The organism is Myroides odoratimimus (assembly GCF_001485415.1).
Lineage (GTDB): Bacteria > Bacteroidota > Bacteroidia > Flavobacteriales > Flavobacteriaceae > Flavobacterium > Flavobacterium odoratimimum.
Window position 1 is genome coordinate 65,443 of sequence record NZ_BCMQ01000013.1, and the last position, 25,734, is coordinate 91,176.

Here is a 25,734-nt window from a genome sequence, read left to right on the forward strand (position 1 = left end):
TTTTTTTATAAAGGTATATTAGAAGTCTTTTTGATCGTCTGAATTACAAAAGAACTTTTGATATTAGATATAATCTCTAGTTTAGAGATTTTGTGTACTACGAATTGTTGATAGGCTTGTACGTCGTCAACTAATAACTTTAAAAAGAAGTCATAGTCCCCTGCTATATAAGAAGCTTCTAATACTTCGTCTAAGCCCTTTACATATTTCTCAAATTCTTCGAATAGACTTTCTTGATGTCTGATCAGTATGACTTGACAGTATACGATTAGTTTTTTTCCTAATAAATCGGGGTTAAGTTGGGCAGTGTACCCTTGAATAATACCTGTTGCTTCAAGCTTCTTTATTCGTTCGTGTACTGGTGTAAGTGATAAGTTCACTTTCTCTGCTAGTTGTTTTGTCGATTGTTTTCCGTCTAATTGAAGTTCGATAAGTAGTCTTTTATCAATTTCGTCTATGTGTTGCATAGTTAATTTTTCTGTTTAGTGAAGTTTAGGATATGTAAAAGTAATGGTTTTTTCTTTGAAAGATATTGATTATAGATGTTTTTTCCTTAATTATGGTTGTGTTGTAGAAAAAATATTTATGTGTATATCTTTGCACTGTTATATCAGATAAAAAATAAGTAAATGAAGATTATACAAAAAATAGTAAAACCTATTTCGAAATCATGCAGTACACCTGTTCTTGCTAAAAACTTCTCTATGTGTATGGAGAAGATGTGTGTACCCTTATGTGAAGAAAAGCTTTATTGATTTTTTGTTTTAATAACAGAAAAGGAGGCTTTGGTAGAGCCTCCTTTTTTTGTATCGTTTTTTTAAGCAGCAAAAAAACGATAGGTAATGTGTGTGCTGCTAAAAATAATAAAATTTTTAGTATAAATGAAAAGTATTAAACTTCGGCTACTAATAAGTAGCTTGCTACTGCTGTGTAATGTGGCTTTAGCACAACAAGTAACTGTGACAGGTGTGGTAAGTGAACAGGGGGGGGTCTCTCTACCTGGAGTCTCAGTTATCGTAAAGAATTCAACTAAAGGAGTACAAACAGACTTAGATGGTAAGTATGCTATCGATGTAAATGAAGGTGATGTGCTTCAGTTCGAATATGTAGGTTTTAAACCTCAGTCTATCACCGTGACTAAGCAGCGTGTAGTGAATATTAGCTTAGCAGAGGATGTAATAGGCTTAGACGATATCGTAATCGTGGCTTATGGTGCTCAAAAACAAAAAGCTGTAGTAGGTGCGATTAGTCAGATTAAGAGCGATGCTCTAGATAAGCAAGTGTCTACTTCTGTAGTGTCTGCACTACAAGGAACAGTAGCTGGAGTGAATATCATAAACTCTAACTCTCAACCTGGAGAGAGCCCTACAATACGCATTCGTGGTATCGGTTCTATCAATGCATCAGCAGATCCATTAATTATATTAGATGGAGCTCCGTATTCAGGCTATATTAGCTCGATAAGTGCAGATCAGATAGAAAGTATCAACGTGCTGAAAGATGCGTCCTCTACAGCCTTATACGGTTCTCGTGGAGCTAATGGTGTAATCCTGATTAAAACAAAAATGGGTAAGCTAAATAGCCAACCAGACGTGAATATCAAGTTGAGTTCTGGAGTAGCATTCGATGCTGTGAAAACACACAAGGTATTAGATACTCGTGGGTATACACAGTATCTGTGGGAAGCCAGAAAGAATAACTATCAGTATGTGCTAGGCCAAGATGAAGAGACAGCACGTAGAACGGCTTCAGATGGGTTAGTAAGTTATTTTGGTTATAATCCATTTGGAACAGATCAACCTGTGGATTATAATGGTAATTGGACAGTTAAGAATCCGTTGTTATGGGAGACAGACTGGAAAAAAGAATTGCAGAGAAACCAAGCGTTTAGAAATGAATACAATTTTAATGTAGCAGGTGGAGGTGATCGTACGACTTATTTCCTTTCAGGTAACTACTTAAACCAAGATGGAATGATCAAGACTTCTAACTTTGAACGTACGACTGTTCGTCTTAATATAGAAAGTCAAGTGACAGACTGGTTACAATTAGGAGCTAATACTGCGTACTCTGCTTCTAATCAAAACTTCCCTGTACAGAGTGGTACTAACCTTTATAGCCCAATGGGATGGATCTATGCTATGCCTAGTGTATATCCTGTATATAAAAGAGACTTAAATGGACAAGTAGTATATGATGCTCAAGGAAGTCTGATCTATGATTATGGTAATGCTTCTAGTAAAGATATTAATAGTGTTCGCCCTATCATGAGTGGTGAGAATGCAGCAGGGATATTACAAAACAATAGTACTGTAATTAGACGATCTACGACGAGTTGGAATGGTTTTGCTAAGTTAGATTTGGCTGAGGGGTTATATTTCAGAACTAATCTGTCTTATGAAAAGTATGACTATGACAATAAAGAGTACAACAACTCTCAGTATGGTCAGGCATCTAGTGTGAATGGTCGTGTACTTAGATTCAAGGATACGTCAGAGACATTGAACTTTATTAATGCCTTACACTACGATAAGATATTAGGAGAACACCATATCGCAGTAGATGGTATCTACGAGGCTTATAAGTTTAAGAAAGATTTCTTTAATGCTTCTACTACAGGATTCTTACCTGGTAATACAGAGATAGGGAGTGGTACCTCATTAGAGGGTATTAATGGATACGATGTAGAGGATAGATTGACTAGTTATTTAGGTAGGGTAAGTTATGACTATGCAAATAAGTATTTTATAGAAGGATCGTTTAGACGTGATGCAAGTACTCGTTTTGATAAATCTGTTCGAAAAGGAAACTTCTACTCAGTAGGAGGATCTTGGATAGTGTCATCAGAAGATTTCTTAGTAGACAATAATACTATTGACTTATTAAAATTAAGAGTTTCTTATGGTGAGCTAGGAAATAATAATATCACAGGGAAGTATTTTCCTTACTTAAGGTTATTTGATACAGGTTATAATCAGTTAGATAATCCTGGGGTTGTATTAGGTGATTTAGCTGATCCATATTTGACATGGGAGAAAACAGCTTCATTCAATGCTGGTATCGATTTTAGTTTGTTTAACAATAGAATAGAAGGATCGGTTGATTATTATAAAAAGCGTTCTATAGATTTATTATTTGCTATTCCACAAGCTCCTTCTACTGGTAACTTAGAGATATTATCTAATGCTGGAACAATAGAAAACTATGGACTAGAGGTAAGCTTGACTTCTCATAATATACGTTCTGGCGATTGGAAATGGGATACTTCACTTAATTTCTCTATTGATAGAAATAAGATTAAATCACTGACGCAAGACAGTTTTATCAGTGGGTTAAATAGATGGGCAGAAGGTCGCTCTCTTTATGATTTCTATTTAAGAGATTGGGCTGGTGTAGATCCTAATGATGGATATGGAATGTGGTATAAGGATGTAGTAGATACAGATGGTCAAGTGATAGGAAGAGAAACTACAAAGGACTATAACGAGGCAACGCGTTACTATAATAAATCTGCTCTTCCAAAACTAGTAGGAGGATTTAATACGGCTTTATCTTATAAAAACTTTGATTTTAGTGCATTCTTTAATTTTAGTTTAGGTGGTTATATTTATGATAATGATTATTCGGGATTAATGAATGGTATGTCTATAGGATATCAAAGTTCACCTGATATAGTTAATCGTTGGCAAAAGCCGGGTGATATTACGGATATCCCAGTACTTATTAACTCTACAAATAACTTTGCTGCAACATCTACTAGATTCCTGTATAAGAATGATTATTTAAGATTAAAAGCATTAACACTTGGGTATACTTTACCTATCGAAAGTTTAGGTAAGTTTAAATTAAAACAAGCAAGGGTATATGTGCAAGGAGAGAATTTATTGACTTTCCAGTCACATAAAGGTATCGATCCAGAGCAAGCAATTAACGGGGTGACTAACTATCGTGTGCCTCTATCTGCAACCCTATCTGTTGGATTAAATATTAATTTCTAAAAGAGTAAATACGTGATAAAATCAATAATAAAAAGTATCGTAGCTGTATTGTTTATTAGCACAGTTACAGGATGTTCATCAGATTTCTTAGATGATCCAAAACCAAAAGATAGTATATCTCCAGAAGTAGTATTTGGGAGTAAAGAGGGGGCGACCTCATTCTTATCGGGAATTTTGAGATTACAGAGAAGCACTTTGATTAATGATGAAGCGTCTGGATTACATAGTATTTTATTTGCTCGAAGTGTAAAAGGAGCAGATTTGATACAAAAACAGATTTGGTTTGGCTCAGATTATGACTACCAGGTGTATTTAAGTACAGGGACTAGATCTAAGTTCTCATGGCGATTGCCTTATAGAATCATAGATCAAGTAAATAACTTTATTCAAGGAGTAGAAGAGAGTACAAAGATTAGTAAAGAAGATAAAGATGAGTTAATAGGTCAGGCTCTAGCTCTTAGAGGATATTATTACTTTCAATTGGCAATAGAGTTTGGAGATGCTTATTTATCTAATCAAAACGTAACATTTCCGCCGATATATACAGAGCCGACTACTATACCTAATCCATTTTCTACTAAGGAAGAGTTCTTTACTAGAATAGTAACTGACTTAGAAGAAGCTTCGTCTAGACTAGGAGGAGGTAGAATAAATAAATCGTATATCAATAAATCAGTAGCTCAAGCATTTTTAGCTCAAGTATATCAATATATGGGTAAATGGGATCTAGCTAAGAAGAATGCGAATGAAGCTTATGGAGGAAATATACTAAAAGTATTGAATGCAGAAGATTACAACAAAGGCTTTGATACGATGAGTGCGACAGAGTGGTTATGGGCATTGCCTCAGAGTGCTGATCAGTCTGTGTATTATAAATCACATCCACACGCTATGATGGATCATATAGCGGTAGCTTATCACGGTACGTTTATCAATGATGAGTTTGTGAAATATTTTAGCCCAACAGATGTGCGAAACTTGTTTAGTAATTTTTACGAAAAGCCTAAAGGAGATTGGCAAGAGTATGTGACTTCTAAGTTTAAATTCACATTCGAAGCTGATTTACCAGTTATCAGATATCCTGAATTGGTATTAATAGAAGCTGAAGCAGAATATCATTTAGGCAATGAAAGAAAGTCAAAAGAGATATTAGATGCTATTCGTCTAAATAGAGATGCAAAAGCTAAAGCTACAAGTGCTACTGGTACAGCGTTACTAGATGTAATCTTATTAGAGAGAAGAAAAGAATTATATGGAGAATGCGGAGTAGAGTGGTTCGATGCTAAGCGATTATTAAGAGGAATCACTCGTACAGGTAATCACAGAACTGTAGTATCTCTTTCTGCACAGGATAAACGCTTCCAGTTAGTCATTCCTCAAGAAGAGTTAGATGCTCGTAATTAATTGAATATTTATTTTTAAAAAAAGTATCCATTTTAGAATGGTATTTGGTTGTTGTTTTTAGTTAGCGTAAGAGGTTGTCATTCGTGACAACCTCTTTTTTTGTGTGGGTTGAGGTATAAAAAAAACACCTCTACTAAGAGGTGTTTTTGCTTATTGTGTAATCTCTCTAAAGAGACTTTCTAGATTTTTGTTTTTTACTTGCATGGATAGTGTTTTAAGTCCATTCTCTTGAGCGAAGTCATATACAGTAGGTCTATAATCATTATCTATAGGGAACACTAATTCCCACTGTGTGTCATGAATATGATTTGCACGGATAAGGTTAGGGATTCTATCTATAAACTGAACCTCTATTTTAAAGTCAAATTCAACAGCTATTATCTGTTCATTTTGATTCTCTAACATAGATGAAAGCATTTGATCTGCTACTATTTGTCCTTTTTTGATAATAATCACACGGTCACAAATAGCTTCTACTTCTTGCATAATATGTGTAGAGAGAAATACCGTTTTATCCTTACCAATGTTTTTAATTAACTCTCTAATCTCTACTAATTGATTAGGATCTAATCCTGTGGTAGGTTCATCTAAGATAAGTACCTCTGGATCGTGAAGAAGAGCAGTGGCTAATCCTACACGCTGTCTATATCCTTTCGATAATTCACCTATTCGCTTATGCGCTTCAGGACTTAGACCTGTTAGGTTAATTACTTCGTCAATTCTACTTTTAGCTACTTTATAAATATCAGCGTTGAACTGTAAATACTCTCGCACATACATCTCTAAGTACAGCGGATTGTGCTCTGGTAAATAACCTATAGAATGCTGTACATTTCGCTGTTCTGTCTCTACGTTAAAGTCATTGACATAAGCTTGACCTTCATCACTGTGAATGTATGTCGTTAGAATCTTCATTAGTGTAGACTTACCTGCCCCATTAGGGCCTAAAAAGCCAGCTATTTGACCCTTTGGGATAGAGAAACTAATACTGTCTAAGGCTTTCTGTTCGCCATAAAACTTGCTTATATTTTTAACCTGTAGTGACATTATTTTGATTTATATGATAGTAACAAAAGTATATATTTAATGTGAAAATCCGAAAGAAACACTGAATACAATAATACCTATTACAATCAATGTGATAAATACATATAGCCAATCTTTCTCTAAGAAAAACGATAAAAGTGATAGAAATATTCTAAGCACAGGTGTTAAAAATAAAAGTAATATCCCCAAGAAGATAATAGACTCTCCATCTACCTGGGCTACTCCTGAAAAAATATTGTTTATCACGTTGATTATATTATCATCTTTTTCTATAAAATTAGTGAAGTTTACTTGTTCACTTCCTTTATTAGAAAAAAGAATAATGCCTCCTATACCAGCAACAGATAGGGCAGTCCATACTCCATATCGCAGTACATTACCAATTATAGATTGTAAGTCTGTGTCTGAAAATTTAGTTGTTCCCATAATCTTATATATTACCTGTTACTCCGTTATAAATCATATTAATCGCTAAAGCTAAGATTAGAAAAGCAAAGAATACTTTTAGTTTTTTAGGGTTGGCTTTTAGAAGTACTTTGGCTCCTACCATTGCCCCAACTAATACACCTATTATTACAGGCATGCAGATAGAGGGTTCTATATATCCTTTTTGAATATAGATAACAGAGCTAGCAATAGCTGTTACTCCCATCATAAAGTTACTTGTCGTAGTAGATACTTTAAAGGGAATCTTCATAATAGAGTCCATAGCAATTACTTTAAAGGCACCTGAGCCAATTCCTAATAGTCCAGACATCATTCCTGCAATCCCCATCATGCTAAACCCTCCAATAATATTCTTCATACCATATTTTACAGTCGTACCACTAGGGGTAGGGTATGAACTTACTAGTTTTAAGTTATGGGCAAGTTTGCTAGAGTTCTCTGGAGTGACTAAATGGTCTTCTTTTTTTCGAAGAGAATTGATAGAGGAAAAAGTAAGAGTTAATCCAAAAATAACTGCCAGAACAGAAGTATTTGCATTGGTAGAGATGATAGCTCCTATAACTGCACCTGCAGTAGTTGCTATTTCTAGAAACATTCCTAATCTCATATTGGTAATTCCTTCTTTGACATAGGCTGAAGCTGATCCTGAAGAAGTCGCTATTACAGCAACTAAGGCAGTTCCAATAGCATAATGCATATCAACACCTAAGAATACAGATAACAAAGGAATGATTATTATACCGCCTCCTAGTCCTGATAAAGAGCCTATGAAGCCTGCTGCAAATGCTCCTAAGAACATGATCAGCGTGAAAGTTAATAAGGTCATTTTTTATATTATTTTGTTCTTAAGTGGTTAAAAGTAATTATTTATCAAATAAATATCGAATAAAAGGCCAACTTTATAATTTAAAATAATATATTAGAGTCTTTTTTTGACAGTTTTGGTAAGTACAAAACCAAAGTTGTAAAAACGTCATTATATGTAAATACAAATTAATAATTAACCAATGGAAAAACTAAACATTAACAAGGATTGGTTGTCTTTATTCCAAGGACAAAATCCTGCAATAATTGCAGGTCCTTGTAGTGCGGAAACGCCAGAGCAAGTCATGAGAATCGCTAAGTCACTGCCAAAAGAGGTTAAAGTCTATCGCGCTGGGATTTGGAAACCTCGTACTCGTCCAGGTGGATTTGAAGGAGTAGGTGCCATTGGATTGAAATGGTTACAACAAGTTAAAGCTGAGACAGGAATGTTATTAGCTACTGAGGTTGCAACCGCAGAACACGTACAATTGTGCTTAGAGCACGATATTGACATCTTATGGATTGGGGCACGTACTGCCGTAAATCCTTTTGCTGTTCAAGAAATTGCAGATGTACTTAGAGGTACTGACAAAGTTGTTTTGTTAAAGAATCCAGTGAATCCGGACTTATCTTTATGGATGGGTGGAGTAGAGAGACTTGCAGAAGCAGGTATTACTAAATTAGGAGTTATTCACAGAGGGTTTAGTACTTATGAGAAAACGAAGTATCGCAATATCCCTGAGTGGCAAATCCCAATTGATCTAAAATTACATTTACCTAATATTCCTATTTTCTGTGATCCATCACATATTACAGGTAATAGAGATAAAATATTAGGTGTATCTCAGCAAGCATTAGATCTTAACTATGAAGGATTAATGATAGAGACACACTGTGATCCTGATAATGCATGGAGTGATGCTGCTCAACAAGTAACACCTGATCAACTAGGAGATATTATTTCTAAATTACAAGTGAGAAACGTAACGGATGAAACTGAAGAGTTCTTACAACAAATACAAGCTCATCGTATCCAAATCGATGATATGGATAGTAAGTTACTTGATCTATTGAGAAAACGTATGGCTATCTCTGATGCTATCGGAACATTGAAGAAAGAGAAAAACGTAGCTGTATTCCAACAAGATCGTTGGTTGAAAATTCTTGAAAAGATGCAAGAAGAAGGTAAACATATCGGATTTACAGAAGAGTTTATCACTGCTATATATACTGCTATTCACCAAGAGAGTATTCATAGACAAGATAAAATTATCAACAAATAGTAGTTGGTAATGTGAATTATAGAAGGGCTTTTACAGATGTAAAGGCCCTTTCTTTGTTTAAAGTATTGTATAGTAATGAATCAGGTTAACTAAGAATTGTCTTTAATCCTGTTTAAGGAACATATTTTTTGAAGTATATTTGCCATATGAATGGTATAGTTTACAAATCAACAGGCAGTTGGTACTCAGTGAAAGGTGAAGACGGCGTATTTTATGACTGTCGAATTAAAGGTAAGTTTAGGATTAAAGGTATTAAAAGTACTAATCCAATTGCTGTAGGTGACCATGTTCGCTTTGAACTAGAAACTACAAACGATGTTACTACGGGGGTTATTAATGATATAAAACCTCGTAAGAATTATGTCGTTCGTAAGTCTGTAAACTTATCTAAGCAAGTACATATTCTTGCTTCTAACATTGATACTCTATTCTTAATTGTAACCATAAATAATCCTGTTACGACTACAAGTTTTATTGACAGATTCTTGGTGACTGCTGAGGCTTATGGAATTAAGACAGTATTAGTATTTAATAAAATAGATACTTATTCTGAAGATGCTCTAGATGAGCAGTTGTACATGCAGTATATTTATTCTCAGATTGGTTATGAATGTTTAAGAGTATCTGCTGTCACAGGTAAAGGAATAGATGCTATTAAAGAAAGAATGGTAGGTAAGGTATCTACATTTACAGGGCATTCTGGAGTAGGGAAGTCTACTTTAATCAATGCTATAGAACCAGGATTACACTTAAAGACGGCTCAAATCTCAGAACAACATCAACAAGGACAGCATACTACGACATTCGCAGAGATGTTTGACTTATCATTTGATGCTAAGATTATTGATACTCCAGGTGTTAGAGGATTTGGTGTGGTAGATATGGAACCACAAGAAGTAGGTGACTATTTTCCTGAGTTTTTTGCTTTAAAGGATCAGTGTAAGTTTAATAATTGCTTGCATAGAGAGGAGCCATACTGTGCTGTAAAGGACGCATTGGATAGAGATGAATTAGCTTGGTCTAGGTATAAGACTTATATTCAGATTCTAGACGGAGAAGAAGAACATTATCGAACAGATATATATAAAGATGGAAAGAACCAAGACGAATAGTCTTGGTTTTTTGTTTTTATTTTGTATTTTATTAAGTTTTTTTTAACGTATATTGCGTGGTATAATTTAATAACTAAAAGAGAATGAAAACTAAGTATCTATTGCTATTTTTATTCATATACTTTTCTGCTTTATCACAAGATAACTACAATGTATCTAAGATAGAGCAAGATTTTATAGATAATGCATATACAGTCATAAATGAGAATATTGTAGACTTACAAATTTTTTCTATTGATAAATATACAATCAAGACAAGGAAGGTCGTAACTGTTTTCTCTGAGAAAGGTCTTAGTAGCCTTGATTTTAGTGAGATTTATGGAAGAAGTAATAAGATAAAACAGATTCAAGTTACTCAACTAGATGCTCAAGGTAAAATAGTTAAAGTATTCAAACAAAAAGATTTTAAAGACTATTCACTTAGTCAAGGAATGGCTATTACTGATATAAGGGTTCTTACTTTTGAGTTTAGACCAGTTCAGTATCCTGTAATATTTATATATGAGAGTGAAATAGAATCTCGTAACACTGCTTTTTTGCCAAAGTGGCAACCTATACAATATTTTTCTGAGTCGATTTTACTTTCTACTTTTTCTATAGAGAACAGTAGTGGTATTGTCAGTACTCCCTTGCTATACAATCCTGACTTTACGAAGATTACTAAAGTTGATCAAGGAAATAAAGTTACCTATACTCTCAAAGATTTTAAGGCAGTGACAAGTGAGAGTAATATGCCAAGTTCTAATAAGCTTTTGCCAAGTGTAGTTGTTACTTTAGGACAGGTCTCACTAGAGGGAATAAAAGGAGAGTTTACTAATTGGGAACAATTGGGTAATTGGTATTATCACAATTTTATTAAAGGAACAGAAGCTTTAACTCCGGAGACAATTAAGAAGGTAAATGAACTGACAGCAAATTTCACAGATGATATGGCTAAAGCTAAGGTACTTTATGAATATATGCAGAGCCATACACGTTATATCAGTGTACAGTTAGGAGTAGGAGGTTGGAAACCTATGTTAGCTAATGATGTTAAGAGATTAAATTATGGAGACTGTAAAGGGCTTAGTAACTATTATCGTGCCTTATTAAAAGTAGTAGGAATAGAGAGTTATCCAGTGGTGGTCTATGGTTCATCTAGTTCAATAGATATAAGAGAAGAGTCAGTTTGCCTTCAAGGCAATCATATGATTATAGCTATTCCTCTTAAGCAAGGCGGTTATCAATGGGTGGAGTGTACTAATAATCAACTGCCTTTTGGGTATATAGCTGGCTTCACAGATGATCGTCAGGTATTAGTAGTGAAGGAGAACGATAGTGAAATCGTGAAAACTAAGGCGTATACTAGAGACGAAAGCACACAGATCAGTAAAGGAATTTATTCTCTTAAAGTTAATGGAGATATAGAAGTTGCTTTAGATATTACATCTAAAGGAGGGCAGTTTGATAATAGAGTAGAGATGTATTATGCCAATTCCAGAGATAGGGAAAAGTATTATAAGCAAAGATTCTCTTCTTTTAATATTAATGAGTTTAAGGAGATTAATCTAAGTATTGATAATAATACAACATCGTTTGATGAGAAGTTCTCCTTTACAGGTGCTAAGTATGCAACTAAATTAGGAAATAGATTAGTGTTTTCTATTAACGGATGGAATGTAAGTAATAGTAATTTAAGTAATAGTAAGAATAGAAAACAACCATTGTATATCAGTTCTTCTTGGAAGGATGAGGATGTAGTAGAACTAGAGATTCCTGAAGGATATGTAGTGGACAATCTTCCCGAAAATGTCAATCTAAATACTAAGTATGGTGACTATAAAGTGACTTATCAGGTGCGAGACCAGAAGATATATTACACTCGTTTAAGCAGTGCAAATGAAGGATTATTTACTGTAGAAGATTATGATTTATATCGCAAGTATAAAGAAGAGATTCAAAAAAATGACCAAGCAAAAATAGTGTTGAAATTAAACCAATAAGGGTTATGAGAAAAGTATTACAGTTTACCATCAGTTGTTTAATTTGTGTGTGTACATATACTACACAGGCGCAGAACTTTTTAGGAAAAGTCACTGTTGAAGAATTACAAGAGACAGTAGATAAAATTGATCCAGAGGCTGAAGCTGCTGTTCTTAATGAGTATGGACGTGTATATTTTGATTATATTCCTAATGTTGGATTTAAGTTGGTTAGAGAAGTAAGTCGTAAACTTAAGATATATAAGAAAGAAGGACTGTCTTTGGCAGATTTTCAAGTTTCTTATTATATTGGGAATAAAGTGCTTGAGTCTGTGCGTATAAACGATGTATATACTTATAACTTGGTTGATGGAAAAGTACAACGAACTAAGATAAAGTCAAGCGCTATCTTTGACGAAAAACAAGACGAGAATTGGAAAACAAAGAAAGTCGTTGTACCAGACGTACGTGAAGGCTCTATAGTAGAGTATAGTTATACTGTGACTAGTGACTATTTTAGTTACATTCCCTCATGGGATTTTCAGAGAAGTATCCCTATTCATAGTACTGTATATGAGATTAAGATACCTGAATATTTTATTTATACTTCTAGAATAATGGGTGAAGCTAAAATCGATTCAAAGAAAACATCGGAGAAGAAGAGACTTTATCTTTCTAATGATAGAGGACCACAAGCACCATATTTTGAGTATACAGAATCTACAGGTATTTATAGTACAAGCAACGTAAGTTCATTAAAAGAGGAACCTTTTGTATCTAATATAGACAATTATCGATCTAGTCTTAAACACGATTTGTCAATTATTCGTTTTCCTAACGAGAAACCGAAGAATATATCGCTTAATGAAGGTGATTTAGTGAAGTCTATCTATGAGAATTCTTCTTTTTCAGGGCAGTTTAAGATGGATAAACCACTGAGTAAATTAATCAACTTAGAAGAGTATAAGAATCTAGATAATAAAGCGAAAATAGAGAAAGTATTAGCAAAAACTAAAGACATAATCTCATGGAATAAGAAGAATGGTTATTATTCAGAAGATTTAAAGAAAGCTTTAGAACAAAAGACGGGTAACTATGCTGATGTTAACTTTACTCTACTTACGATGTTGCGTTACGTAGGGATAGAAGCATATCCTATCTTAGTTAGTTCTATAGAGAATGGTATTAGTATATCACTACAGAAAACTTCTTATAACAGAGTGATTGTAGGAGCCATGTTAGATGGACAGGTTATTCTATTAGATGCTACAGAGAAGTACGGTAGCTTAAATGTGATTAGAGTAAATAATCTAAATTGGAAGGGACTAATGATACAGGACAAGGATAAATTTAAGGAAATCGATATGATACCTAATTTTTATTCTGTTACTTCGGAGAATTATACATTAAGTATTAATGAAAATGGAGTAACTATAGGAAGAGGAACAGAGCAATATAGAGATTATTCTGCATTATGGCTTCGAAAAGATATGGAAGGTAAAGGTGATGATGCGATAACTAAGATTTTTGAAGAAAGTTTTGACAATGTTGAGGTGGGAAATATAAATGTACAAGAGAAAGAGAATTCATTAATGCCCTTATCTGTAAGATTTGGTATGTCTAAGAAAGATGGATGTACAGTAATAGGAAATGAGCTATATGTCAAGCCGAGCATATTTTATAATTATAGAACGAATCCTTTTACTGCAAAAGAGAGAAAACTTCCTATTAATTTTATTTATCCTTTAATTTATATCTATAAATTCTCAGTAATTATACCACAAGGATATGAGATAGAATATTTACCAGAAGCATTAGATTTAAAAGATGATGAAATAGAGTTGGGGTTAGATTATAAAATACAGAAAGAAAACAATAACGTTACTTTCATTATACAATTTACAAGAGGAAGTTTTATAGAAGCAAAGAACTATTCTAAAGTGCAAACATTCTACACAAAGATGTTTGAAAAGTTAGAAGACCAAATAATATTTAAAAAGAAGTAAATTAAAACCAAGACGAGTAGTCTTGGTTTTTTTTATGTATTTAAAGTAGTAGTCTGATTAATTAAGAATCTTTTTGGTGTAAGTCCTCTTGCTATGTTGTATAATTGTGGTAAATTTTGACTTTATAATTACTACCACAAAAAATAAGATAATGAATAAAATAGCCTGTTTTTTATTTGTATTAATATGTTGTCTACAGACACCTTCTTATGGACAAGATTTCTTAGGAAAAGTAAAGCCAGCTGAATTAGCAGAGCTAAGTAATACCTCTTTCGTTAAGGATAAAGCGGTCATACTACAAGAAGAAGTTAGAGTAGATTTTGAATATTCTGATGAATATGGTTTTAGAGTGAATGAGACTGTATCACGTAAAATCAAATTATATGATGAGGTAGCTAAGGAAAAGTTGAAGTTCGTGGTTCCTTATGCACCTAAAGGATACGCAAGAGAGGATATGACTATTAATGTATCTAATATATATCGATTGGTAGATGGTCAAGTGGTAAAACAGAAATCTCCAAAACAAAATCTAATTGATGAAGATAAAGGTAATTGGAGAGAGAAGGGAGTGAGTTATAATGATGCGAAAGCAGGAGATATTATAGAGTATTCGTATATTAAATCTACAAACTATATAGATGAGTTACCAGAGTGGTATATACAGAGTGATATGCCTAAAGAAAGCGCCAGTTATAAAGTAGTAGTACCAGAGTACTTTTTATATAGCATCATAAAAAAAGGAGATATAAAACTAACAGAACAAGAGTATAATAGAAGAGTCTCTTTTCGTGGGGTGAATGGCTTTATGATTAAGTCTGAAATCAATGCTATAGAAAAAACGTATAAAGCACAATTAGTACCTTCTTTTATTGTAGAGCCTTATCTAGATAATCCTGCGAACTATATTTCAACAGTGCGCTTTGATTTACAACAAGTACAGTTCCCAGGTAATTCTGCGGAAAAAGTAATGCAAACGGAGAAAGAGTTTTATGCTGACTTACTTAAAAATAGAGGGTTTGGTAAAGAATTAAAACAAGATAAGTTTCTTAAAAAAGAAATTAACCTAGAAGAATATAAGGGACTAAGTATAGAAGCTCAGATTTCAAAACTATTAAATGTAGTACAGAGTCGAGTAACATGGAATCAAGAATATGGACTTTTCACACAGAATGGTATCAAAACTACTTTCTATAAAGGGACTGGAAATAGTGCTGATGTGAACTTACTATTGACAGCCATGCTAAGATATGTTGGTATAAAAGCTAATCCAGTATTATTGAGTACTAGAAGTAATGGTGTGAAAACCGCTTGGCAACGCAACTATTATAACCATATTATTACTGCTATAGAAGCTGATAATAGTATTTATTTAGTAGATGCTACGAATAAGTATACGACTCTTAATATCTTATCATTAGATGATTTAAATGGTACAGGTACTATACTATACGACACTGGGGCTATTATTAAAGTGAATCTAATGCCTCAGTTCATTTCTAGTAAAGAAGTGAAGTATCAGATCACTCCTAATTTGAATGGAAGTATTTCAGGTCAGATTATAGAGAACTATAAAAACTATCGTGCTCTAGAGTTTAGAAATATGTATGATGGTAGTGAATGGAGATTTGGGAAGTGGTACGAGAGTCAGTACGTAGGGATGAATGTAAGTAGTACACGTGTGTATAATGGTGATAATAATGAGAAGGATGTAAGAGCAGTATTCTCGTTCAGTAAGCAGAATGGTGTATTGTTTCTTAATGATAAGTATATTATTAATCCATTTCAGTTCTACCCATTGTATTCTAATCCATTTAAAAACGAATATAGAAACAATCCTATTTACATAGGGTATCCAGAGTTAGACAATTATCTAATGGGCATAGTGATTCCAGAAGGGTATAAAGTAAGTACTCTACCTCAAAACTTTACTTTAAAAAGTGAGCAGACAGGTCTAGAAGTACAAACTAAGTTTGAGGTAAAAGACAATCAAGTACTGTGTAGTTTGATTTTTATTAAAGCTAAAGGAGTGATTGATTCAAAAGACTATGACAGCGTGAGAAATGTGTATACTCAATTATTAGAACAGTTAAAAGCACAAGTTACCTTAGAGAAGAAATAAAAATAAGGCTACCTGATTCAGGTAGCCTTATTCAATTATTATTAGTAAAGAGAAAATAAAGTGGAGCAATAACCACTTGTTATTTTACTGAGGAGTGAGTATAAATACTCCGTAAGTAGAGGTGTTAAATATAGATTTTGAAATCTCTTTAATGTCTTCAGGAGTGATGCTATTTAGTATTGCATCATAATTATTAAAGTCTTCAAGAGAACCAAAGTTTAATAGAGTTTCTCTAAGTTTTTCTACCCATTGGAATGTACTCGTATCTGTTAGATGTAAGCGTTTATTATTTAGAATGGTCAATTTCATTTGTTCTAGTTCTGTTTTAGAAATACTTTGTGTTTGAAGTGAATGAATAACTTCTTTAGCTAAGGTCTCTAATTTATCTATATCATCTAAAGAGGTAGAGAAGAATAAACTAACAGAAGTTCTAGGCTCAGGGTAAACTTCTACGTCTAGAGCGGAATAAGGAGAATATACTAATCCTTCTTTTTCTCTCGATAGTGTTAAGAACTGGTTGTTAAACATCTCTCTCACGATATGAGCCATCATGCTCTCTTTTAGAGTAGGTTTAATTGTTCCATTGAATACTATTGTGACATCAGGTCTTTCGATATCACTACTCGTTAGTGTAGCTCGTGTTATTTCTTCTTTTACGAATGCCTTAGATGAATTAGCACCGTTTTTATCTACTTGCTTTGGAGTATTATTTAAAGCACCGAAGTAAGCGATCGCCTTCTTCTTGATATCATCTGTATCAAAATTCCCTGCGATAAGTACATACACTTCTTCTAGATTAGCAAATGATTGATTGTATAAAGTAAAGAAACTATCTAGATTAACTTTCTTCCAGTCTTCTATCGTTGTGAGCTCTTCAGAGAATAAACTACCTTCTTTTTTATATTCTTCTATTTGATGTCCTATTTTGATAGCAGGATTATCTAATAAAGAAGAAGACTTAGTAGTTGTATCTATAGAAGAGACACTTTCCTCTATATATTCTTTAAAATCCTGTTGAGGTGTGATATAGTCATATAACTTTCTATACGTCCATTCAAAAAGGTCTTTGCTATTTCCTTTTCGCGAAGAAGTATTGATAATGCTAGCATCCTTATTTATACTCACGAGTGTAGATATCTCTCTATCAGATCCCGCTTGCATATATCCGTCATTAGTAAAGCCGTGTATCCAAGAAGAGTCTATAAAATATCCAGCATCTTGATAATATTTTTGTTCAGATGTAGGTATTTGATTTAGCCCATTTCTTGTGAACAAAGTCATGATATAATTATCATCTGTTGCCTTTGTTGGTTTAATACCTATGCGTAGCCCATTCGCTAATGTTAGTTCTGTAAGGTTGATATCCGCATATAGCTGTTCTTTTACAGCTATATCAGTTGTTGCTTTTTGTATAGGAGGCATTGTTCTCCAGTGGAAAGAACCACGTGGTCTTTCGTGCGTCTTCTTTTGTTTAGTAGATTTGAATACTAATGTTTTTGTACTTCCTTCATTCCAATACTTGTTTAGTTCATCAGCAGAGTCTATGGAGAACAAACTATCATTATATGTAAGTAGATATAGGTTCTCTTGATCAGTAGACCATGTGTTACTGTGTTTGCTTTCTATATCCTTTGTGGTGATAGTAGGAAGTAATTCAGTTAGTAAAGCATGTCTATCTATCGAAGATAAGTAGTGGCTATTCACTACGACCTGATCAACATAAGCATTGGTGATATAAGCAATGTCTTCGTCTTCAGAAGGAACAGAATGGTTCAGTAGATGTTGCTTATAATGTTCAAGCTCTTTTTTGTGAATACCTTTTACAGACATTGTGTTTACTGTACTAGCTACTAAACTTATGCGGTTCTGTAATTCTTCTACTGTCTTAGCCTGTATTTCTATGGCATTTTCATTTTTATTAGGTAGATACCATAGACTGTGAGCAGTAGCAGTGCTTTTGCTCATAGACAGTTTCTTATTGATCCATTGTTTATAGATTTGTTCTATAAGTTGTTGTCTGTAATCTTCTTTAGAAGCTAAGAAAGGCGCTTCTGTAAAGCGAACTATTTCTAATTTATTAGAATTTATAGTCGCATTGCTCTGCTTTTCTAATAAGTTAGTATAGACAGGGCTAAAAGTGTTTTCGCTTTGTTTTCTATCTAGATTCGACTGCCCTTTAAAAGAACTGAAGTATTTGTTTATTTGCTCTATAGCATCTTTAGTATTCACCTTACCTACGATGATTATAGTAGCTAGAGCAGGATTATACCATCGTTTATAGAATGCTCTAAGCTTTACAGGATCTAGATTTAGAATCTCTTTTTCAGTAGCGATAGGCAATCTATCTAAGTGAGGAGTACCTTCTAGTTTTTTGCGGTTAAATAAAGGCTCTGTACCAAAGTCTTTAATCTCTTGGATAACGATTCTTCGTTCTTTTTCTATTCCCTCATTATGGAGATGTGACTTCCCTAAGAAGTTAGCTAGTATATTTATTGCTAAATCCTGTTGTTTGATATCTAAGAGAGACAGATCATATACGGTGCGCTCATAAGTAGTATAAGCATTGATATCTCTCCCAAACTGATAGCCTAAACGCTGTAATGTATCAATAGCTTGTCTACCTGGGAAGTCATCACTACCATTAAAGATCATGTGTTCTAAGAAATGAGCAAATCCTTTCTCATCATCGCGTTCTTGTAGTGATCCTACATTTAAGACTAGACGATATTCTGTCTTCTGTTGAGGTATAGGATGGATGATATAGTTTAGCCCATTGTCTAATGTTCCATAAATTGCTTTTTCTGCTTTAGGCAATGGAGAAAAAGTACCTTGCCCTACTACAAGCAGAGGGCAAAGTACTAAAGCAAAGAAATATAGTATTTGAGTACGTTTCATTATTTTAATTTGTATTCTGTTTTAACTTGGATATATCCATCAGCATTGTTATGAATGAATATAAACTCAAAAGTAAACTTACTATCTGTCAGTTTAGCTTTTGATTCTTTCCAAGTATAATTGTCATAATCGTCTTCTATTATTTGATCTACATTGATATGATGTGCAGGGTTAATAGAACCTCCCATTTCATAGTTTTCAGTAGCCATTAAATCTCCTGCATCTAGTAGTTTTTTAAACCTATCCCAAGCAGAATATTTAAACTCAAAAGGTACAGCTAGATATTCATCATTATATAAGTTCTTTAGTGTTGATATAAAAGATACTTCTTTAGTATTAATATCTATGGCGATATGGTTAAGTGTCACCTCAAATGACTCTGTAGAAGTACGTGTTAATCCTACAGATTTCATTACTTCTTTGTTTTGTGGAGGAGCATCAGGTCCAGGGTTATTCCAAAACTCTAAATCATCAATAGTTAAGTCTCTAAACATTTTGTAGAAATAAGCCTCCAGTCCCATAGCATTAGAGGTCATTTTAAGAACAGGTTTATCTGTTGTGGCTAATTCGCTTAGTGTTATTATCGTCTTACCTGTTAGAATAGTAGTATAAGGTAGGTTAAATACTTCTTGTACGCCCCCTCCAGGATATTTAACCTCTGTAGTGACATTTATTTCTCCTAGTAGAGGGTATAAATCCAATCCTTTTTCTTTATAACCGTCTAATAAAGCAATCTGTTCTTTCGTTAGCTCATCTATAACACTCAAGGGTAATACTGTAAAAACAAGAGGTTTTTCTAAAGGAATAGTTGTATTGTTTTCTACTAAATTTAGTTTTATTCTTTTTGCTTCAGTGATAGTACGAGCTGTTTTACTTTTAAGTGTAATTACTGCTTTCTTCTCACCTGGAGCAAAGGTGATAGTTTGATTCTTTAATTCTAAAATATCTTTGCCTTGCTCTTGATTATCTTCCAGACCAAAAGTTAAAGTGATGGTCTGATGTGTTTTTTTAACTAGTAATACTTCTATGGAGATCTCATCTTCCCCATTGTTTTTTAGCACCGTGTTTTGGGTAGATAGATGAACTTTATTTTCACCTAAGTATTCTTTAGTAACCCCATCATCTTTACTACAGCTACTTAAAGATAGTGTAGTTAGGAGTAGTATAGTGAATGACTTTACTATATGTTTAAAACTTGTTTTCATCTTACTTTGTTTATTTGAATGAAGGCCAGCCTTTGTTTTGTTGAGCATTGTTATTATATCTCAATTCATTCATGGGTATTGGCCATGTCCAGCGATAGTCATTAGGTTCTATCTTGATAATGATAGTATTGCTATCTTCTTTTTTTCGTTCTATGGGTGTATTCCATCGTTTTAGATCAAAGAAGTTGTTCTTTTCTCCAATGAACTCTTTTTGTTTTTCGAAGTGAAGTTTATGACGTAGTTCTTGTTGACTAGGCGTATCTTCTATGTTAGGCTGATTAATAGCAGATAAGAATGTATTGAGAACTTCTTTTGCTTGTGCTAATTTATTTTGTTCTAAAAGACTCTCTGCTAAGATGAAATATGCCTCTGTACTGCGTATCATCACCACATCTCTAGGGTCTTTATCTAGTTGTGACCTTTTGTATTTACCTAGAAGAGAACGCTCTATTTTGTCCTCAGCAGTCGCTTTCATACTGTGTTTATATTGAGATATGGTATATCTAATATCGTCCAAGTCAAAATTATAATCTTCATTGATGTAAAGTAGATCCCCTTGGTTATCTTCGTAATATAAGTAGTGATTAGGATTATCTAGGTTGTTGTATAACCAGTAGATATTAGTATTATCTGAAGCCCAAATATTGCGATAATCCTCTGTTGAGGTTGGAAGTTTAGCTCCATCATTTACAAGTTTTTGTGCAATAGCTTCTGCTTTTGCATACTCTTTCTCATACATAGCGACCCTTGCCTGTAGTATCCTGATCCCTTTCTCTTTGATAAAGTAGTTTTGATGTTTACCAGATTGCTGTATTAAATCTAGACCTTCAGATAAGTATGTTTTGATTAGTTTAAGAGACTCTTCTTGAGTTAGTCTAGCTTTTTCTTCTACGATTAATTTATCTTTAGCGATAATACCTAAAGCTGTAGGGTTATAACGTTCAGAGAATAGTTGTAATAAATCGAAGTAATTATAAGCTTTTAAGACTAAAGCAGAACCTTTAATGTACTGCCAAACAGGGTCCTGACTATTGAAGTTGTGATCTGATTCTAATAGTACGTTTAGGTGGACGATGGCATCATAGTGATTATTCCATATCGAACTACTATTAATCGATAAGGTTGTTTCATCCCATTTATAAGTGAGGCTACTTCCTTTTAGATAATTAATTAGATAGGATGGCTGTAGATCTTCTGTATATAAAGTATAATCTTTAGGTTGTATAGGTGTAGCTTTATATGCCTGTGATAGTACTCCATAAGCTTTGATAGGTGAATTGATAATATCATTTCCAGAAATTTCGTTCTCAGATTTATTTTCTAGACTGCATCCCCATAGAGAACTAAATACAAATAAGTAGAATATTTTTTTAATCATTAGAAAGTAGCATTAAGAGAGAAAGTTAATATTGGCTGTAATACATCATTTAGAGAACCTCTATCTGTCTGAAAACGGTATGTGTAGATATTATCTGCTTGTACACTTAGCTGTAGGGATTTAAAATACTTATTGATAAAGTTATTATTGCCTAAGTTGTAACTAAGTTGTATGTAATTTAGCTTGATAAAGTCTGTTTTATATATTGTTCTATTATTAGCAAAGCTTTGAGAATAATCTTCTGCATTGCTTGGTAGTTTTTTGATAGGATAAACCTTATCTTCATCTCCTACTTCAAACCAGCTATCTTGTAACTGTCCCTCTATGGCATTTAAATGAGATTTGCTATAGTCTCTCACATAAGACTGATCATACATTTTCTTACCACCGAAATTATAGTTGATATTTATATTTAATGCCCAATTTCTATAAGTGAAGTAGTTGTTGAAAAAGCCGTTATAAGGAGCTATACTGTAGCCAATACGTCTGAAGTGATTTGCATTTTTTGGCTGATTTAGATCTATTACATGACCATCATTATCTATGTATTCTGGTACTCCTGTTAATGGATGTATACCATTAGTTTGCAGCCCATAGATGATACCTAGAGGTTTGCCTACTTCGTATTCTGGTATTACAGATTCTTCTGTTAGATATATTCTATCTGTACCATAAAGTGATTTTACCTTATTGGCGTTATAGGATAAGGAAAGAGAAGTATTCCATCTAAAATCTTTTAGCCTGATAGCATCTCCACTTAACATAAATTCTATCCCTCTATTTTCTAGTTCTCCTATATTTTTAGTAAATGTATTAAACCCATTACTCATGGCTATAGGCATAGATAGTATAGCATCTTTTGTTGTGTTTTGATAGAAGTTAACTAATAGACTTAGTCTTTCAAAGAAGCCGAAATCTACGGAGTAGTTTATAGAGTGAGTTTGTTGAGGTTTTAAATCTTTATTAGGTATTCCTTGTAGCACTAATAATCTATAGTCTCCATAGAATGTATTAGGATTGCTAAAAGTAGACTCTATATCTCTTATTGAGATTCCTGTCATACTTGCTGTATATCCTAATGAGGCTTTAAATTTCAAATCAGTTAGTATATTTTGATTCTTGAAAAAATCATAGTGAATAGGAGACCATCCTATTCCTGTAGACCATGCATCATTCCATCGTTTACTTGAAGGTAAAAGGGAAGAACCATCTCTTTTGAAACTTCCATATACATCATAAGTTCCTTTATAAGTATATCCCAACGCAGTTCCAAAACCAAGTTGTGTATTCTTTATTTTGCTTCCTGAGTTTTTAGGAGCATAATCACCTGTTAAAGAGTTGTTGATACCCGATAGACTACTGATTTCATCATCTATTCCATGACCTTCACCCCCAATAACTTTTGTATTCGTAGTATAGTAATCCATATTTACTCCTAAGAAAATATCATGGTCGCCTAATTGTTTTTGGTAATTAGCACGTAGATTATATGTAAAATCGAAGTTCTTGCTATCAGAGTCAGATATAAAGCCTTTGGCATTGTTAGGCTTTTGCTTTTGACTATAGGCAGTACTAAGGATTCTTTTATAAGTTTCGCTTAATGAATAGTCTGCACCTATTACCCCTGCTATGTTTAATTCGGGCAATATATCCCATTGCATTACCATGGAACTGCTAAATCTTTTACTAGTCTGTTTTTGTTTGTATTGATTGATTAAGTCAGCATAAGAGCGATCTGAATAACTCGTTAGTCTTGTCGAATGCTTTGTTTCATAAGGATTAAGCATAAAGGCTAATGAAGTAGGATCATTATCCATTCCATTTTCAGTATTGGTAGTCGAAAGCCCAAAACTATTGTTAAGAGATAAGGTTAGATTAGGAGCTAATATATAATCTAAATTAGCACGTGCGGTTATTTGATTGATATCATTACCAGGTATACGACCACCTTGTTTACTGTAATTCAGCGAGTAGAAATAAGAGTTTTTTTCGGTACCACCTCTTACACTAAGGTTATGAGATTGGAAATAATTAGGCTTTACTAATTCTTTAAACCAATCTGTATTAATTCTTCTTAAGGAGTCTAATTTGTGTTCTCCTTCTTGTAGTTTCTGACTTAGAAGAGGACTGTTCTGATATGTACTATTGATATATTCTGATGAGTATAGATATCCAGGAGTAGCAGGATTTTGCATTCTGCGTTCGAATGCTAATTTTTCATCAGTCTTCATCATATTAGCTGTTCTTTCCCCTCTCATTGTTACTCCTTGTTTCATAGCATAGCTAATAATCGGTTTACCATCAAATCCCCTTTTAGAGGTTAATTCGATAACTCCATTAGCAGCCTTAATACCATATAGAGCGGTAGCAGGGGCATCTTTTAATACCTTAATAGTGGAGAAGTCATTAGGATTAAGAGTCATAAAAGTCTCTGTCGAAATCACAATTCCGTCCATTATAAACAGTGGTTCATTGGCATTTCCTTGATAGTTAAAAGAAGAATTACCTCGTAATCTTATCTCTGGTTTTTTGCCCAATTCTCCAGAGTAAGTAACAGTAAGACCTGCTACTTGTCCTTCTAATAACTTAGCTATATTCAACTCTGAGCGTTGACTCAGTTGTGTCATGTCTACTGTGATTACAGAACCTGTACTATTACGAATGTCGATATCATTGATATTAGTCGATTTTCGGATGATCAGTTCATCTAATTGTTTTGTAGTGGGTAGTAGATAGATTGTTTGATTTCCCTTTTTTAATTTTATTTCTAGGTTTTCATAGCCTTCATGGCTGATGATAACAGAAGAGTGATAGAGCTCAGGAATTTGGAACTCTCCTTTTTCATTAGTGAAAAAGGTATCTCCTGAGGCTAGTACAGTGATTATAGCTGTATCTAATCCTTTTTTAGTTTCTAGATCTAAAATCTTACCTGTGAATACAGGCTCTTGTGCATAGACTCCAATTGCACAAAATAAACTGATTACGAGAGTAGTAATAGTTCGTAGTGGAGTAAGTAGCATAATGGTGTGTTATAATTAAGACTAATTCTAAATTAAAGTGCAAAAGTAAAGAGTTTTTTTACTTTTCAAAATGAATAATGACTTTATTTAGATTAGTTATGTATTAAAAAGCTACAATAAGCGAGTTTTTTACAAGGTAAGCTTAGTTATACTATAGGTTTTTTGTTTACTTATTTTACTGTTTATTAGGTGTTTGTTTTCTTTTTGAGATTAGGTTTATTGCTTTTTATGTGTTGTTTGTTATTTAGAATTATTTCTTATAATGTAGAAATTCTTAAGGTTAGAATGATGTCTAAATAGGATGTGATTATTTAGAATACAGCTCTTGAGTAGCTCGAAGGTTTGTAGTGGTATGTTAGGTATATGTGAATGATAGAAACTATTTGAGTATATAGTGAGTCCGTTATTTTAGCCCAAAAAACGGACTCACTACGGACTCATAACGGACTCACTACGGACTTAGGTAGAACGAAAGCAACACGAATTCAGTAGAAAGATACATGAGTTTGAATTGTTAATTTCGTAAACAATGTGTTTTTTATTTTGTTAAAATAAAGTTTTATTTGTTTTATTTTTGCTCTTTTTGATTTGAAGCTATCTATTGTGTTTAGGTAGTGTGTTATGTTTAAAATTAGAATATATGGGAATGATTAGTTGCTCTAAACATGGATTAAGTGGTATCCTATCTTGTATGGGGCAAGACTTAGTAGATAAAATACAATTAGGAGAAGAGGTGCTATCTACAAGTCTGTGCAAGATAAAAGTAGTGATGCATATCGATATAGAGGATAAACTAGAATTTAGTTATGTCTTAAATCTAGAGACAAAGGATAGATTAAAATTAGCAGATAGATATGAGATTAGTAAAGACGAAGATTTAACTTCTTTAGATCGTCTTTATAAGTCATTAGGCGTTATCTGTGTAAGGTGCTTTGCAGAGTACCAGTATAAAGACGCTTTTAAAGGTTTTTTAATAGGAGCAGAGGTTTTATAATATCTGAATGCGTTTAAAGTAGAGACACAATATTTTGTGTGTCACCCAAACTATGTTACCC

Annotated in this window: 16 protein-coding genes; 8 read left to right on the forward strand and 8 right to left on the reverse strand. The window is 33.4% G+C overall.

What is annotated here, in order from left to right:
* Nucleotides 1-5 precede the first annotated feature (5 nt).
* On the reverse strand, nucleotides 6-467 hold the full coding sequence (locus tag MODO_RS12280) for an Lrp/AsnC family transcriptional regulator (RefSeq protein ID WP_006260563.1): 462 nt from the start codon (nucleotides 465-467) through the stop codon (nucleotides 6-8).
* 414 nt (nucleotides 468-881) lie between these two features.
* On the opposite strand from MODO_RS12280, the gene MODO_RS12285 reads away from it, so the two are divergent.
* Together MODO_RS12285 and MODO_RS12290 are read left to right on the forward strand one after the other, a co-directional pair.
* Complete coding sequence (locus MODO_RS12285) at nucleotides 882-3,998, forward strand: SusC/RagA family TonB-linked outer membrane protein (protein ID WP_059051046.1); 3,117 nt, start codon at nucleotides 882-884, stop codon at nucleotides 3,996-3,998.
* Between the two features lie 12 nt (nucleotides 3,999-4,010).
* Nucleotides 4,011-5,402, forward strand: coding sequence for a RagB/SusD family nutrient uptake outer membrane protein (locus tag MODO_RS12290; RefSeq protein WP_006257237.1), 1,392 nt, complete (start codon nucleotides 4,011-4,013; stop codon nucleotides 5,400-5,402).
* A gap of 150 nt (nucleotides 5,403-5,552) precedes the next feature.
* On the opposite strand, the gene gldA is transcribed toward MODO_RS12290, so the two are convergent.
* The 3 genes from gldA to MODO_RS12305 are packed head-to-tail and all read right to left on the reverse strand — an operon-like array spanning nucleotide 5,553 to nucleotide 7,722.
* Entirely contained in the window at nucleotides 5,553-6,449 is an 897-nt protein-coding gene (gene gldA / locus MODO_RS12295; RefSeq protein ID WP_006257236.1) for a gliding motility-associated ABC transporter ATP-binding subunit GldA, read from the reverse strand.
* Between the two features lie 36 nt (nucleotides 6,450-6,485).
* The gene (locus MODO_RS12300) at nucleotides 6,486-6,875 is read right to left on the reverse strand and encodes a DUF1634 domain-containing protein (protein WP_006257235.1); all 390 of its coding nucleotides are present in this window, start codon (nucleotides 6,873-6,875) and stop codon (nucleotides 6,486-6,488) included.
* A 4-nt stretch (nucleotides 6,876-6,879) separates the two neighbouring features.
* The gene (locus MODO_RS12305) at nucleotides 6,880-7,722 is read right to left on the reverse strand and encodes a sulfite exporter TauE/SafE family protein (RefSeq protein WP_006257234.1); all 843 of its coding nucleotides are present in this window, start codon (nucleotides 7,720-7,722) and stop codon (nucleotides 6,880-6,882) included.
* Nucleotides 7,723-7,903: 181 nt separating this feature from the next.
* Between MODO_RS12305 and MODO_RS12310 the strand changes: the two genes are divergently transcribed.
* From MODO_RS12310 to MODO_RS12330, 5 genes are all read left to right on the forward strand, one after another.
* Nucleotides 7,904-8,983, forward strand: a complete 1,080-nt coding sequence (locus MODO_RS12310; RefSeq protein WP_006257233.1) for a chorismate mutase — start codon at nucleotides 7,904-7,906, stop codon at nucleotides 8,981-8,983.
* A gap of 146 nt (nucleotides 8,984-9,129) precedes the next feature.
* Nucleotides 9,130-10,095, forward strand: coding sequence for a ribosome small subunit-dependent GTPase A (gene rsgA, locus MODO_RS12315; protein WP_006257232.1), 966 nt, complete (start codon nucleotides 9,130-9,132; stop codon nucleotides 10,093-10,095).
* Nucleotides 10,096-10,178: 83 nt separating this feature from the next.
* Nucleotides 10,179-12,077, forward strand: a complete 1,899-nt coding sequence (locus MODO_RS12320) for a DUF3858 domain-containing protein (protein WP_006257231.1) — start codon at nucleotides 10,179-10,181, stop codon at nucleotides 12,075-12,077.
* Nucleotides 12,078-12,082: 5 nt separating this feature from the next.
* A complete protein-coding gene (locus MODO_RS12325; protein ID WP_006257230.1) occupies nucleotides 12,083-14,062 on the forward strand; it encodes a DUF3857 domain-containing protein in 1,980 nt (659 codons plus the stop codon).
* A 151-nt stretch (nucleotides 14,063-14,213) separates the two neighbouring features.
* Entirely contained in the window at nucleotides 14,214-16,181 is a 1,968-nt protein-coding gene (locus MODO_RS12330; protein WP_006257229.1) for a DUF3858 domain-containing protein, read from the forward strand.
* 84 nt (nucleotides 16,182-16,265) lie between these two features.
* Here MODO_RS12330 and MODO_RS12335 read toward each other — a convergent pair whose 3' ends face one another.
* From MODO_RS12335 to MODO_RS12350, 4 genes are read right to left on the reverse strand one after another with little or no spacing between them, the layout of a single operon-like run.
* Nucleotides 16,266-19,076: a M16 family metallopeptidase gene (locus tag MODO_RS12335; protein ID WP_006257228.1), complete on the reverse strand. Its 2,811-nt coding sequence runs from the start codon at nucleotides 19,074-19,076 to the stop codon at nucleotides 16,266-16,268.
* Nucleotides 19,076-20,281, reverse strand: coding sequence for a DUF4929/DUF8472 family protein (locus tag MODO_RS12340; protein ID WP_006257227.1), 1,206 nt, complete (start codon nucleotides 20,279-20,281; stop codon nucleotides 19,076-19,078). Before MODO_RS12340 ends, MODO_RS12335 begins: the two co-directional genes overlap by 1 nt.
* Before the next feature lie 10 nt (nucleotides 20,282-20,291).
* Nucleotides 20,292-21,659 carry a RagB/SusD family nutrient uptake outer membrane protein gene (locus MODO_RS12345; RefSeq protein ID WP_006257226.1) on the reverse strand — a complete coding sequence of 456 codons (1,368 nt, stop codon included), beginning with the start codon at nucleotides 21,657-21,659 and terminating at the stop codon, nucleotides 20,292-20,294.
* Complete coding sequence (locus MODO_RS12350; protein ID WP_039328884.1) at nucleotides 21,659-24,679, reverse strand: SusC/RagA family TonB-linked outer membrane protein; 3,021 nt, start codon at nucleotides 24,677-24,679, stop codon at nucleotides 21,659-21,661. Before MODO_RS12350 ends, MODO_RS12345 begins: the two co-directional genes overlap by 1 nt.
* 640 nt (nucleotides 24,680-25,319) lie before the next feature.
* Between MODO_RS12350 and MODO_RS12355 the strand changes: the two genes are divergently transcribed.
* On the forward strand, nucleotides 25,320-25,673 hold the full coding sequence (locus MODO_RS12355; protein ID WP_039328886.1) for a hypothetical protein: 354 nt from the start codon (nucleotides 25,320-25,322) through the stop codon (nucleotides 25,671-25,673).
* The last annotated feature ends 61 nt before the right edge of the window (nucleotides 25,674-25,734 follow it).